We start from the raw sequence: 12,234 nt of genomic DNA, 5'->3' as shown, positions 1-12,234 counted from the left end.
TCTCCCCGCCGGTTCCGCCCCCCTCCGGCCGGACATCCTATGTGACGGAGGAGTACCGCCCGTGCCGCCCGCATGACCGTCCGGTGGACGGCGCGGGCGACACGGGCGTACCCGTGGAACGGTTGTCCCTGGTCAGCTGTGCTGGCCGGTCTTGCGGCGGCGCAGCACCACGAGGGTGCCGACACCGGCCACCAGGACGGCGCCGCCGACGGCCGCGATCGCGGTGGTGTCGTCGCCGCCACCGGTCTGGGCCAGCGCCTTGTCCGCGTTGTCGGAGGCGGTCTTGGCCTTCTCGACGCCGCCCTGGGTGATCTTCGGCGGGGTGACGGTCGGGGTCTGCACCGGGAAGTCGATCGGCTGCTGGACGTCCGTGCTGCTGCCGGACGGCGCCGGAGCGGCGGTGGTCGCGGAGGCGGACGGCGAGCCGGTGCCGGGGGCCGGGGTGGTCGGCGCCGGGGTCGTCGGGGTCGCGGTCGCCGTCGCGGTGGCGGTGGCGGTGGCCGTCGCGGTGGCGGTCGCGGTCGCGGTGGCCGTGGCCGTCGGCGAGTGGCTCGTCGTCGGGGTCGGCTTGCCGGTCTTGGTCGGGGTGGCGGTCGGGGTGGGCTTGCCGCCGCCGGCCTTGATGGTGAAGCCGGCGCCCTTGATCCCGTCACAGCTGAAGCTGCCGTGGTCGTCCGGGTTGCCGGTGTCGGCGGAGAACACCACCGGGACGACGCCGGCCTTGCCCAGCGGGGTGTCCTGGGCGAAGGAGGCGCGGACGTCGATGTCGATGTGCTTGCCCTGGCCGATGTAGAGCAGCGCGTCGTCGGCGGCGTTGCCGTCGGTGACGTCGCCGAGCAGCATCAGCACGGCGCTGTCGTCGCCGTCGCCGCCGCCGGGCGCGACGGCACCGGTCTTCCAGGTGCCGCCACCGGGCAGGCCGGCCGACAGCTTGTACTCGACCTTGAGGTCCTTCGCCTTGAGCGAGCCCGCCTTGTTCTTGAACTTCAGCAGCGGGTAGGCGACGAAGTCGCTCTTGGTCGAGTTGTCGATCCGGTAGGTGAACACGCGGGCGTCGCCGCCGGCGATGAAGGTGTCCGGAACACCGCGCACCGAGAGGTCCAGGGCCTTGTGGCCCGCCTTCTCGGCCGGGGCGGACGCGGAGGCGGAGCCGGTGACTCCGACGGCCATGGCGCCCTGGGCGCCGGCCAGCACGAGCGAGGACGCGAGCGCGGCGGCGCCGGCGAGGGCAAGACTGCGACGTATGGACAAGGGAGACCTCACGGACGTTTCCGGGCGAGGCCCGGGCGCGAGGGGGCGGCCGCAGACGCCCCGTCCCCCCGCGAAGCTGAAAGTGCGACGGAGAGTACCGAACGATCCGGCCGAGCCGGAAGGCGGGTGCCGCACTGTGCCCGAGCGGTGGAAGTAACGCGCCCGGTTCGTCCAACTCCGTCCAGGTACAAGGCTTTTGCGCTTTGCCAAAAGATGACCGGGAGTGACGGGTACACGTCCGGAGGACCGTACCGCACCCGGGACGGGAGCGGTACGGGTGCCGGGGGTCGGATCGTCAGCGCGATGCCGGGGGCGGGGCGGGGGAGCGGGCGCGCGTCAGCGCGCGTCAGCCCGCGAAGAAGGACTTGGCCGCGATCAGCGCCCGCTCGTCCCGCAGCACGTCGCCCGGGCGGGTGCCGTTGCCGAGCAGCACGCCGCCCCAGCGCATCCGCATGTACTCGGCGGTCAGCCGAAGCGTGCCGATCAGCGGCTCGGCCTTGTCGTCGGAACCGCTGAGGGCGGTGACTCCCCACAGGGTGGCGCCGCCCATCCGGGTGCGGAAGTCCAGTCCGGGCACGCGGAGCCAGCCCGACCAGTGGTCGAGGTAGAGCTTGGCGCTGGTCGGCAGCGTGTACCAGTACAGCGGCGCGACGAGGACCAGGTCGGTGGCCGCCAGGGTGGCGTCCAGCAGGGTCCGCTCGTGGCCGACCGGCTCGGGGTAGCTGCCGTCGCCGTCGTGCCGCAGATCCCGGAAGACGGGCAGCGGGTGCTCGTCGAGCCGCAGCCAGCGTTGCTCGGCCCCGGCCGGCAGGCTCGACTCGGCGGCCAGCCGCGCGAGTCGGGCGGAGTTGCCGTCGGTGCGCGCGCTGGCGTCGAGGAACAGGAAGCGGCGCGGCTCCCCGGCGCCGGACGGCTCGTCGAAGGACTGGTGGTCGGACGGCTGATCGGACGGCTGCTGGTCGGACATCGGCTTTCCCCCGGGTCGCACGGCGCGGACGAGGGTGCGAGCACCCGGCCCACTCCGGTTATTCCGCGCCCGCGCCGCTGCGCGCGCCCCGGCCGTCGGCTACGCGGGCGGCCCGCCGGTCACTCCGGCAGTCCGGCCCGGCGGCGGGCGACGGCGGCGACCGCCGCCCAGTCCTTGTCGCCGTCGCCGTGCGCCAGCGCGTCCAGGAAGGCGTCCCGCAGGATGCTGCCGAAGGGCAGCGGCACGTGGCGGGCGGCCCCCGCCTCCAGCGCGAGGCCGACGTCCTTGAGCCCGAGCGGCAGCCGGAAGCCGGCCGGCTCGTACCGCCGCTCGGCCACCATCGCGCCGTAGCCGGAGTAGATCGGCCCGGGGAAGAGCGTGCTGGTGAGCATCTCGACCAGGTCGGTCGGCCGGACCCCGTGGGCGTCGGCCAGGCTGCACGCCTCGGCCAGCGACTCGATCGCGCAGGCCAGCAGGAAGTTGGTGCTGATCTTGGCGGTGTTGGCCTGCCGGGGGCTCTCGCCGAAGTGCCAGGTGCGCTGCCCCATCGCGGCGAACAGCGGCTCGGCCCTGGCCAGCAGGTCGGCGGCGCCCGCGGCGAGGATGTTCAGCCGGCCCTCGGCCGCGACCGGCGGCCGGCCGAGGACGGGCGCGGCGACGTAGCCGATGCCGTGCTCGGCGTGCAGTGCCTCGGCCCGCTCGGCGAGCGCGAGAGAGACGGTGGCCATGTTGACGTGCAGGGTCGCCGCGGCGCCGGTCAGCAGGGCGGGGTCGAGCAGCAGGCGCTCGACCGCGTCGTCGTTGGCGAGCATGGAGACCACCGTGTCGGCGTCGAACACCTCCGCCAGTGAGTCGGCCGCCTGAGCGCCCTCGGCCACCAGGGCGGCCACCGGCTCGGGCGAGCGGTTCCAGACCCGTACGGTGTGACCGGCCCGCAGCAGGCTGCCGGCCATGCCCCGCCCCATCGAACCCAGCCCCACGAAGCCGACCGTCGTCCCGGTCATCCGCGCACTCCCGTCGCCGCTGTCGATCACTGCGGCCGACTGTACGTCAGGATGCGAACGGACCCCGGCCGGTCACGGCGCCCTGGCCGGTCACGGCGCCGGGCCGCTCGGAGCGCTCGGGCCGGTCACGGCGCCCGGGCCGGTCAGGCGCAGGCGCGCGCCGGCATCCGGGTGCGGTGCGCGGCGGCCCCGCGCTCCAGCTCGGCGATCACCCGGCCGCGCAGCAGCTCGTACTGGGCCTGCAGCCGGCCGGGACGGGCCGGGCGGGCGACCGGGCGGCCGGGGCCGACCAGCTCGTCCGGCCCGAACTGCTCACGGGTGAGATCGATCTCGAAGCCGGTGGCGAAGCGGTTCCACCAGTGGAGGTCCGTCCGGACCCCGTCGACGTGCACTTCGCCCATCATCAGCTCGCCGCCGAGCAGGTCGTGCACCACCATCGCCGTCACCCCGCACTGGCCGCGGGCGGGATTGTCGGGACGCCAGTGGGCCAGATCCTCGGGCGCACAGGTGTCGACACCCCAGGAGGAGCGGATCGCACGTTCGATGTCGTTGAGGGTCCACGCCGTCATACCGGGAAGCCTGCCACGCGGCACTGACAGCGGCAGCGGCTTTTCGAAGGGTCACCCCGTGTTCTGCGGCGACCCTCCCGGCGTTCACCCGAATGAGTCAATGAAACCGGCCGGTCGGCCATCCCGCGTCACGGGACGGCCGACCGGCCGGGCGTCACCCCGCCGACGGGGTGCGGGGGGGAGGTCACCCGACCGACGGGGCTACGGGGCGGGGAAGCGTCACTTCGCCAGCTCGGCGACACCGGCCTGCGCGAACTGCTCGTCCAGGTCGCCGCTGGGCGCGCCCGCGACACCGACGGCCGCGACCGGAGCGCCCTTCGACTGCACCGGGGCGCCGCCGGCCAGGAACAGCGTGCCCGGGATGTCCTTGAGGTTCGGGGCCTGCGCCAGGCGCTTGGCCAGCTCCGAGGTCGGCGCGTTCCAGGAGACCGCCGTGAAGGCCTTGCGCTCGGCCGACTCCGGGGCCTGCGGGCCGGCGCCGTCGCCCTTCAGCAGCACGCGGGTGACACCGTCCCGGTCGACGACCGCGACCGACACGTGCTGGCCGGCCTTGGTCGCCGCGTCCAGGGCGGCCTGGGCGGCGCGGGTGGCGGCGTCGATGGTCAGGCCGGTGCTCTGGGCGAGGTTCTTGTTCTGCGTGTCGGCCTTCACCGCGGCCGGAGCCGCCGGGGTCTCGGTGGTCTCGGCGCTGGCCGAGACGGCGCCCACGGTGGCGGCGGCGATCGCGGCGGCGGCGACGGCGCCGGTCAGCACCCGGGTGCGCACGGAGGTCTTCTTCATGGTCCAGCTCCTCGACGGTTCTGCGGGGTGATGCGGGGATCAGGGGCGCCGGGCCGAGGCGGACCGCCCGGCGGTTGCTTCGATCCTCCGTCCGGGACCGGGGCCGCCACATCGACGGTCCGGCGCGTGCGTCCGGGCATGATGGGGGACGGCGGCGTCAACCGATCGGCTGATGCGGGACCGGGCCGGACGGGTCACCATCGAGGGATCGGCGCAGGTCAGTACGGTCTGCCGCCCGCACGCACCCGGTGCGCGGCCGGTGCCGGTGGGCGGCCCCCGCGCCGCCCGGACCGCGCGCCACCCGTCCGACCAGGAGCCACCCGTGCCACAGCCCCGCCCCGCCGCCGGACGGCCCGGCACCGTCGGCCGGCCCGGCAGTGTCGGCCTGCCCGGTACCGCCGGCCGCGACGTCGGCGGCCGCGACGCCGGCGATCCGGACGCGGGCCGACTGGCGGTGCTGCTGGACTCCGCCTTCGTGGTCCTGCTCGCCGCCTCGCTCAACCGCTACCTCAGCCACCACTCCGGCAGCCCCCAGGCGCCCTGGGTGATCGGGCTGAGCGTCGCCCTGGCCGTCGCCCAGCCGGCCGGCTCCTGGCTCGACCACCACCGTCCGACCGCGCCGGGCCGGCGCCGCAGGTGGCCGCTGGGGCTGGTGGTCACGCTCTGGGTGGTGCTGGTGCTGCTCGCCCCGAGCTTCGCCTGGTGCGCCGTCCCGCTGATCTACACCGCCCTGCGGGCGCTGCCCGCAAGGGCGGCGATCCCGCTGGTCGGCGCACTGACCCTGCTGGTGGTGATCGCCGAGATCCGGCTCCCCGGCGGGGTGGACGCCACCCTCGTCCTGCTGCCGCCCACGGTCGCCGCGCTCGGCACCGGCGTCTTCCTCTTCATGGCCCGGCAGGCCGACCGGCAGCGCGCGCTGATCACCGACCTGGTCCGCACCCGGCGCGAACTCGCCGCCACCGAACGGCGCGAGGGCACCCTGGCCGAGCGCGAGCGGCTGGCCGTGGAGATCCACGACACCCTGGCGCAGGGCCTGTCCAGCCAGCAGATGCTGCTGCAGGCCGCCGACCGCACCTGGGACACCGATCCGGCGACCGCCCGCACCCACGTCCGGACCGCCGCCGAGGTGACCGCCCGGAACCTCGCCGAGGCCCGCCGCTTCGTCCACGACCTCGCGCCAGCCGAGCTCGCCGAGGGCCGCACCCTCGACGGGGCGCTGCGGGCGCTGGCCGGGCGGGAGTCCGCCGAGAGCGGCCTGCCGGTCCGCTTCCACCTGGACGGCACGCCGGTACCGCTGCCCACCGCCGCGCAGTCCGCGCTGCTGCGGATCGCCCAGGGGGCGCTGGCCAACGTCCGCGAGCACGCCGGGGCCTCGACCGCGGCGATCACGCTGTCCTTCCTCGGCGACCAGGCCGTCCTGGACATCGCGGACGACGGGCTGGGCTTCGACCCGGAGGCCGCGGGCACCGGGGGCGGCCGCGGGTACGGACTGCCCGCGATGCGCGCCCGGCTGCGCCAGTTGGGTGGCACGCTGACCGTGGAGAGCACCCCCGGCGAGGGCACCGTCGTCTCCGCCGTGATCCCCCTGGAGCACCGATGAACGCGCGAACCGAAGTCCTCGACCACCTCGGCGACGTCAACGACGTCGACGAACTCGACGAACTCGACGAACTCGGCGACCTCCGCGGCACGGTGAGCGCATGAGCAGCGGAGCGCCGGCCCGTACCGCTCCCGTCCGGCTGCTGGTCTGCGACGACCACGCGGTGGTCCGGGCCGGCCTGCTCGCCCTGCTCGCCAGCGCGGGCGACATCGAGGTGGTCGGCGAGGCCAGCACCGGGGAGGAGGCCGTCGCGCTGGCCGCCCGGCTGACGCCGCAGGTGGTGCTGATGGACCTCCAACTCGGCGACGGCATCGACGGCGTGGAGGCCACCCGGCGGATCACCGCCACCCCGGGCGGTCCGCACGTCCTGGTGCTCACCACGTACGACACCGACGCCGACATCACCCGGGCGATCGCCGCCGGCGCCACCGGCTACCTGCTGAAGGCCGAGCGACCGGAGGAGCTGTTCGCCGCCGTGCACGCGGCCGCGCAGGGCCGGACGGTGCTCTCGCCGCCGGTCGCCTCCCGGGTGATGGCCCAGATGCGGGCACCCGTGCCGCAGCTGACCGACCGTGAGCTGGACATCCTCGAACAGCTGGCGCAGGGGCTGGGCAACCGGGAGATCGCGCGGGCGCTGTTCATCAGCGAGGCCACGGTGAAGACGCATCTCGGGCGGATCTACGACAAGTTGGGCGTGGACACCCGGGCGGGTGCGGTGGCGGTGGCCAAGGAGCGCCGGTTGCTGCGCTGAGCGCTCGCGCGGTGCCGCTGCGTGCTGCCATGATGCTCGGAATGTCGGATTCCGTCCCGACGTGTGTACGGCATGCAGCCCGGCCCGGCGCGCGCGACCGCCGGCCGATGCGCCTGACGGGCCCACAACCGCCTGCTCCGGAGCCTTTCGGGCCGGTCCGGGACGATCGCCACAATGTGGATGTTTCGTGGATTCCACTATTGACAAACCAACCACGCGGTTTGTTAGCGTGAGACCAACGACGTCCCCGGGGGTGGGGACCTGCCGGGGCCTGTGCGGACCGCTCTCGCCGGAGAGTGGGGCCAGGGGGGCCGGCGGGGCTTGCCGGGGTGTCGGGGGGAGCGGCCACGCCGAAGCCGCGCGACGAGGCGGCGTGGAGCGAGTCCGGGGGGACTCGCTCCACGCCTCCCCCGATCCCCTTGCGGCGGCGGACTACGCCAGCGCGCTCCAGTACGGGCAACACACGGACGGCACCGGCGCCGAGCCGCGGCCACCGTCCCCCGCCGGCGCCGGGAGCCGCTCCGAGCGGGCCACCCCGGGCGAGCTCGCGGTCAGTCCGGCCTCGCCCAACTCCCCGAAGCAGAGCGCCAGTCGATAGCCGTCCCGGGTGGTCGCGGCCACCCCCGGGCAGTACGGGTCGGTGTTCAGCGAGGTGATCGTCCAGCCGCGCCGCCGCCAGTGCCGCTCCACCACGCCGACCAGCACCGACCGCCGGGGCAGCGAGACGACCGTGAGGATGTCCCGGCCCCGGGTGACGTACCAGAGCACCGCCGACTCGCGCCCCGGCTTCGGCAGCCGCGCGCCCGACCGGGGCGGCGCCTCCTGCCAGGCGGGAGACGGGTCGATGGCGTCCACGGTGTCCTGGAGCAGCGTCTCGCAGCGTTCTGCGGCATCGAGTTGATCGACCGTCACCCCGGGCTCCGGCCCCGACCACCACCAGGCGGGCACGGCCGGCGCGCCGCCGGGGCACCCACCCGGGCATCCGACGTTGAGTTCGGCACCACCTGACTGCACAGGGCCCTCCGTACTCCTCCCGGCGTTCAACCCGGGCTGGGATTCCGTCACTGCTTGGACGGCGGACGGGTACGGACAGTTCCATCCCCCACCGTTTCCGCACCCCAAACTGCACTGCACGGTGCAGTTGCATCAATGCTCTGCACTGTGTAGTTTACTTCTCGTGCCGCCGACGGGAACAGCCCGCCGCCCACCGGCACCACCGACTCCGAGAGGACCCCGACATGCCCACCATCACCGTCGACACCGCCCGCATCCCCTACCGCGTCGTCGGCGACGGCCCCGACACCCTCGTCCTGGTCCACGGCACCGGCCCCGGCTCCGGCATGTGGGACGGCCTGCTGGACTCCTTCACGGACCGCTACACCGTGCTGCTGCCCGACCTCTCCGGCAGCGAGGCCGCCGAGGACGACGGCTCCCCGCTGACCCTGGAGACCCTCGCCACCCAGGTCAACGCCGTGATCGACGACGCCGGGCGCGGCCCCGCCGACGTCTTCGGCTTCTCGCTCGGCGCCGTCGTCGCCACCGCGGCCGCCGCCCAGCGCCCCGACCAGGTCCGCCGCCTGGTCGCCGCCGCCGGCTGGATCAGCGCCGAACAGGACGAGTACATGCGCCTGTCCATGGCCACCTGGCTGTCCCTCGCCGACAACCCGGCCGCGTTCGGCGGCTACGCCACCCTCACCGCCTTCAGCCGCGGCTTCCTCGACCGGATCGGCCGCGAGGCGGTCGAGGCCAACGCCGCCTACATGCAGCCGACTCCCGGCACCCTGCGGCACGTCGCCCTCGACCTCGACCTCGACCTCACCCCGCTGCTGCCCCACGTCCAGGCCCCCGCCCTGGTGGTCGGCTGCACCCAGGACGCCACCGTCCCGGTGCAGAACCCGCGGCGCCTGCACGCCGCCCTCCCGGGCAGCGTCTACGCCGAGTTCGACACCGGCCACATCGTGTTCGCCGAGGAGGGCGAGGCGTTCGTCAAGACCGTCCGGGAGTTCCTCGACGCCGCATGAGCGGCGCGCAGCGGGCGACGGGCGCCGGGCGACGGACCACGGGCGGCGGGCGGCGGAGGCAGGAACGGGAGCACACCGCCGCCCGGGAGACAAGCCCCTGATCAAAACGGCTGATTAGCGCGCATGGTGATTGGAATCAAATTGACTGGACGTCAACTTCCAAGGTGAGACTGCTTCGTAAGCTTCATTGGCAAGGAGTCCACCATGCGCATACTCTTCACCGGTCCCGCGGCGGCCGGTCACCTCTTCCCGATGGTCCCGACCGCCCAGGCGTTGCGCGCCGCCGGGCACGAGGTCCTGTTCGCCTGCGGGCAGCCGCTCGACCAGCTCCGCAGCGCGGGCTTCCCGATCGTCGAGATCGGCGACGGCAGGAGCCTGCGGGAACTGTTCGAGGAGCGCCTCGAAGGCAAGATCCAGTACGTCTCCCCGGACAAGCCGCAGGAAGAGATCTTCGACATGGCGGCCGCGATCTTCGCGCACGCCTCCCGCCCCGGCGTCGACGGGCTGCTGGAGGCCGCCACCGACTGGGGCGCCGACCTGCTCGTCCACGACTCCTTCCAGGCCGCCGCACCGCTGGTCGCGACCCTGCTCAAGATCCCGTCGGTGATCAACAACTTCGGGGTCAGCGCGGGCCTCCCGATGAGCGACCTGCTCGCCTCCCACTTCACCGACGTCTACGAGCGGCACGGCCTGGCCGGCCCGGCCGCCTCCACCGCGCTCAACGTCGGCCCGCTCGGCGGCGACCCGGACGGCCTGCCGATGCGCTACATCCCCTACAACGGCGGCGGCGTCGTCCCGACCGAGTTCCTCCGCCCCGCCGACCGTCCGCGGATCGTCGTCACCCTGGGCACCGTCCTCGCCGAGCTCGACGGCGTCCGGGCGGTCGTCCGCCTGGTCGAGGCCGCGGCCGAGGTCGACGCCGACTTCTCGCTCGCCGTCGGCGGAGCCGACCTCGCCCCGCTCGGCACCCTGCCCGACAACGTCCGCGGCCTGCCCTGGGTCCCGCTGAACGAACTGCTCAACCGCGCCGACGCACTGATCCACCACGGCGGCTCGGGCACCATGCTGACCGCCCTCCAGGCCGGCCTGCCCCAGCTGCTCCTCCCCCAGGGCGCGGACCACTTCATCAACACCGAGGCCCTCACCGCGACCGGCGCCGCCCTGAGCTCGGCCTCCGACGCCGTGGACACCGCCATCCTCGACCGCCTCATCACCGACCAGGGCCTCCGCGACACCGCCCACCGGCTCCGCGCCGAGAACGCCGCCCTCCCCACCCCGACCGCCCTCGTCCCCACCCTCGAAGCGCTCGCCAACCGCTGAGCCGGGGCCCGACCGAACCCGACAGCCCGGCCTCCGAGGGGGCGGCCGGGCTGTCGCCCCGGCCCGTCCCGCTCAGCCCTCGACGCGGTGACCGGCCGACCGGAGCACCTCCACCGCCCCGGCGAGCCGCTCCGCGGGCAGCAGCACCAGGTCGGCGTTGAACGTCGACGCCACGAACACCGGCACTCCGGCCGCCGCCAATGGCGCGAGCAGCCGCGACAGCACACCCGGCAGGTCGAGCCCGTGGGCCTCGTCGCCGCTGTACAGCGCCCTCCACCGCTCGACGGACGCGCCGTCCACCCGCTCGTCCACCACCCGCACCACGGTCAGCCCCTCGGGCGCCCGGACCAGCGAGATCCACGCCGACGCCAGGGCCGACGCCTCATCGGCCGGCCGCTCGACGCACAGGGCCTCGGGAAGAACGCGCAGCTGCTGCGCGGTCGCATCGGTCATCCGCCGATCCTAGGACGCACACCCCACCCCCGACCGGGCTTTCCCCGGAACCGGCCCCCCACGCGGACGACGCAGAAGGCCACCTGTTCGGGCTGTTCGAACCGGTGCAGACGTACCCGGATGCGGTGCTCCTCGGCTGACGGGCGCCCCGGCCGCACTTCAGCCGGCCGACGCAGGATCGCTCCCGCGTCGGCGGACTGAAGCGCGGTCAGCACCGCGCGGGTGCGCGGGTTCCGCCCGTGGGACGTCCGATCCCCACCGTGGCCGTGCGGACGGCGAAGTACGGCGTCACGCACCGCCCATGGCGCAAGCGGCTTCGAGGGCGATGAGACGGTTGGCGAGGGCACGGGCCGGACCGGTGAGGCCCTTGAGGACTTCCCGGGCGTACGGGCTCCGGGGGTGGTGAGCGAGCTCCTGGACGGCGCTCCAGGCTTCGGCGATGCCGGCCAGGCCCTGCTGGATCTGGCGGATGGCGTCGTGACGCTGGGCGAGGTACTGCTCCGCGCGCTCGTGGGCGTGGCGCCAGTCGGTGTCGCCGCGTTCGGCGGCCCGGGCGAAGGAGGGCTCGGTGTCGCCGTCGGCGAGGCGGATGGCGTCGATCTCCTCGACACGCCTGCGGAGGTGTTCCTCCTCGTGCCGGGCGTCGAGGGCCGCGGTGGCCTCGGTGAGGCCGAGGTGACCGGTGATGACCTGCTCGGCGAGGTCGGGGGCCTGCCGACGCAGCCGTGCGTGCTGGGCGAGGAGGGCCTTGGCATCGGCCTTGCGTCTACGGGCGGTGGTGTAGGCGGCGTTCAGGGAAAGGGTGCCGACGCGGACCTGTTCGGCGAGGTCGGGGGCGTGTTCGAGCACGGTGGTGGCGATGGACAGGCGAGTGAGGTTGATGCCGTGGCGGGCGATGGCGGAGGGGAGGGAGTGCTGTGAGAGTGAGCGCGCCATCGCGGTGATCATGGCGCGCTGGCCGGGGTTGGTGTTCCGGCGGTGACGGTTGGCGGACACGACCAGGCCGACCGGGTCGTCGCCCTGATAGATGGTGAAACGGACTTCGACGTCGGCCAGTTCGCAGGCGGCGACGCGGTTGCGGCCGTCCAGGAGGACACCGTCCTCGTCCAGGACGACGGGCTCGGTCAGACCGTTGGACTCGATGTCCTCGGCGAGGTCGAGGAGTTCGTCGGGGCCGAGCATCGGGAACAGGGCGGTGACGGGGTGGACGTCCACGGCGGGGAGCTCCTTGATCAGGATGGGTGTTGGGGCAGAAGACGCCACAAAGGTGCATATGGTTCAGCTCCTGTACCCGTCGACCCCGGCCGGCGACGGCAGCGCCGGGAGCCTCGGCAGCGGGCCGGGATCTCCGACGGCAGCAACGCCGCCGTGGTCGCCCCTCGCCGCGGCCCTGCCCGGGAGCGGCCGCCGTCCCAGGCGCGTTCCGGCCCGGATCCGGCCCCGATCCGGCACGGGCCCGGCACGGCAGGCTCGGATCGCTCCGGACAACGCAAAAGGCCCAGGTCGCTGACCTGGGCC

The 12,234-nt window shown here is 74.1% G+C and carries 12 protein-coding genes; 4 read left to right on the top strand and 8 right to left on the bottom strand.

The genetic code is table 11. The features are described from left to right. Positions 1 to 132 precede the first annotated feature (132 nt). From ABT048_RS03695 to ABT048_RS03675, 5 genes are all read right to left on the bottom strand, one after another. Positions 133 to 1,251 (bottom strand): LPXTG cell wall anchor domain-containing protein, encoded by a 1,119-nt coding sequence (locus tag ABT048_RS03695; RefSeq protein WP_350519674.1) that lies wholly within the window; start codon positions 1,249 to 1,251, stop codon positions 133 to 135. A gap of 346 nt (positions 1,252 to 1,597) precedes the next feature. Beyond that, positions 1,598 to 2,218 (bottom strand): flavodoxin family protein, encoded by a 621-nt coding sequence (locus tag ABT048_RS03690; RefSeq protein WP_350519673.1) that lies wholly within the window; start codon positions 2,216 to 2,218, stop codon positions 1,598 to 1,600. 119 nt (positions 2,219 to 2,337) lie between these two features. Continuing rightward, positions 2,338 to 3,252 carry an NAD(P)-dependent oxidoreductase gene (locus tag ABT048_RS03685; protein WP_350519672.1) on the bottom strand — a complete coding sequence of 305 codons (915 nt, stop codon included), beginning with the start codon at positions 3,250 to 3,252 and terminating at the stop codon, positions 2,338 to 2,340. Positions 3,253 to 3,365: 113 nt separating this feature from the next. After that, complete coding sequence (locus ABT048_RS03680; RefSeq protein WP_350519671.1) at positions 3,366 to 3,791, bottom strand: YunG family protein; 426 nt, start codon at positions 3,789 to 3,791, stop codon at positions 3,366 to 3,368. A gap of 219 nt (positions 3,792 to 4,010) precedes the next feature. After that, the gene (locus ABT048_RS03675; protein ID WP_350519670.1) at positions 4,011 to 4,571 is read right to left on the bottom strand and encodes a GlcG/HbpS family heme-binding protein; all 561 of its coding nucleotides are present in this window, start codon (positions 4,569 to 4,571) and stop codon (positions 4,011 to 4,013) included. Between the two features lie 322 nt (positions 4,572 to 4,893). On the opposite strand from ABT048_RS03675, the gene ABT048_RS03670 reads away from it, so the two are divergent. Both ABT048_RS03670 and ABT048_RS03665 read left to right on the top strand, forming a co-directional pair. Beyond that, complete coding sequence (locus ABT048_RS03670) at positions 4,894 to 6,171, top strand: sensor histidine kinase (protein ID WP_502893966.1); 1,278 nt, start codon at positions 4,894 to 4,896, stop codon at positions 6,169 to 6,171. A gap of 100 nt (positions 6,172 to 6,271) precedes the next feature. Then, positions 6,272 to 6,922: a response regulator gene (locus ABT048_RS03665; RefSeq protein ID WP_350519669.1), complete on the top strand. Its 651-nt coding sequence runs from the start codon at positions 6,272 to 6,274 to the stop codon at positions 6,920 to 6,922. Between the two features lie 432 nt (positions 6,923 to 7,354). On the opposite strand, the gene ABT048_RS03660 is transcribed toward ABT048_RS03665, so the two are convergent. Continuing rightward, a complete protein-coding gene (locus tag ABT048_RS03660) occupies positions 7,355 to 7,834 on the bottom strand; it encodes a hypothetical protein (RefSeq protein WP_350519668.1) in 480 nt (159 codons plus the stop codon). A gap of 326 nt (positions 7,835 to 8,160) precedes the next feature. Between ABT048_RS03660 and ABT048_RS03655 the strand changes: the two genes are divergently transcribed. Both ABT048_RS03655 and ABT048_RS03650 read left to right on the top strand, forming a co-directional pair. After that, a complete protein-coding gene (locus ABT048_RS03655) occupies positions 8,161 to 8,943 on the top strand; it encodes an alpha/beta fold hydrolase (protein ID WP_350519667.1) in 783 nt (260 codons plus the stop codon). Between the two features lie 204 nt (positions 8,944 to 9,147). Then, positions 9,148 to 10,263: a nucleotide disphospho-sugar-binding domain-containing protein gene (locus ABT048_RS03650; protein WP_350519666.1), complete on the top strand. Its 1,116-nt coding sequence runs from the start codon at positions 9,148 to 9,150 to the stop codon at positions 10,261 to 10,263. A 72-nt stretch (positions 10,264 to 10,335) separates the two neighbouring features. Here ABT048_RS03650 and ABT048_RS03645 read toward each other — a convergent pair whose 3' ends face one another. Together ABT048_RS03645 and ABT048_RS03640 are read right to left on the bottom strand one after the other, a co-directional pair. Next, a complete protein-coding gene (locus tag ABT048_RS03645) occupies positions 10,336 to 10,716 on the bottom strand; it encodes an ACT domain-containing protein (protein ID WP_350519665.1) in 381 nt (126 codons plus the stop codon). A 288-nt stretch (positions 10,717 to 11,004) separates the two neighbouring features. Beyond that, positions 11,005 to 11,931, bottom strand: a complete 927-nt coding sequence (locus tag ABT048_RS03640; RefSeq protein WP_350519664.1) for a ParB/RepB/Spo0J family partition protein — start codon at positions 11,929 to 11,931, stop codon at positions 11,005 to 11,007. Between the last annotated feature and the right edge of the window lie 303 nt (positions 11,932 to 12,234).

Origin of the sequence: Kitasatospora sp. NPDC096140, from assembly GCF_040303045.1 — a bacterium.
Classification (GTDB): Bacteria; Actinomycetota; Actinomycetes; order Streptomycetales; family Streptomycetaceae; genus Kitasatospora.
Note: the sequence above shows the minus strand (reverse complement) of the source record. Positions and strands in the feature narration are given on the sequence as shown.

Coding starts and splice junctions, on each gene's coding strand:
- ABT048_RS03690 (WP_350519673.1), bottom strand. CDS start 2,218: ATGTCCGACCAGCAGCCGTCCGATCAGCCGTCCGACCACCAGTCCTTC.
- ABT048_RS03680 (WP_350519671.1), bottom strand. CDS start 3,791: ATGACGGCGTGGACCCTCAACGACATCGAACGTGCGATCCGCTCCTCC.
- ABT048_RS03675 (WP_350519670.1), bottom strand. CDS start 4,571: ATGAAGAAGACCTCCGTGCGCACCCGGGTGCTGACCGGCGCCGTCGCC.
- ABT048_RS03665 (WP_350519669.1), top strand. CDS start 6,272: ATGAGCAGCGGAGCGCCGGCCCGTACCGCTCCCGTCCGGCTGCTGGTC.
- ABT048_RS03655 (WP_350519667.1), top strand. CDS start 8,161: ATGCCCACCATCACCGTCGACACCGCCCGCATCCCCTACCGCGTCGTC.
- ABT048_RS03650 (WP_350519666.1), top strand. CDS start 9,148: ATGCGCATACTCTTCACCGGTCCCGCGGCGGCCGGTCACCTCTTCCCG.
- ABT048_RS03645 (WP_350519665.1), bottom strand. CDS start 10,716: ATGACCGATGCGACCGCGCAGCAGCTGCGCGTTCTTCCCGAGGCCCTG.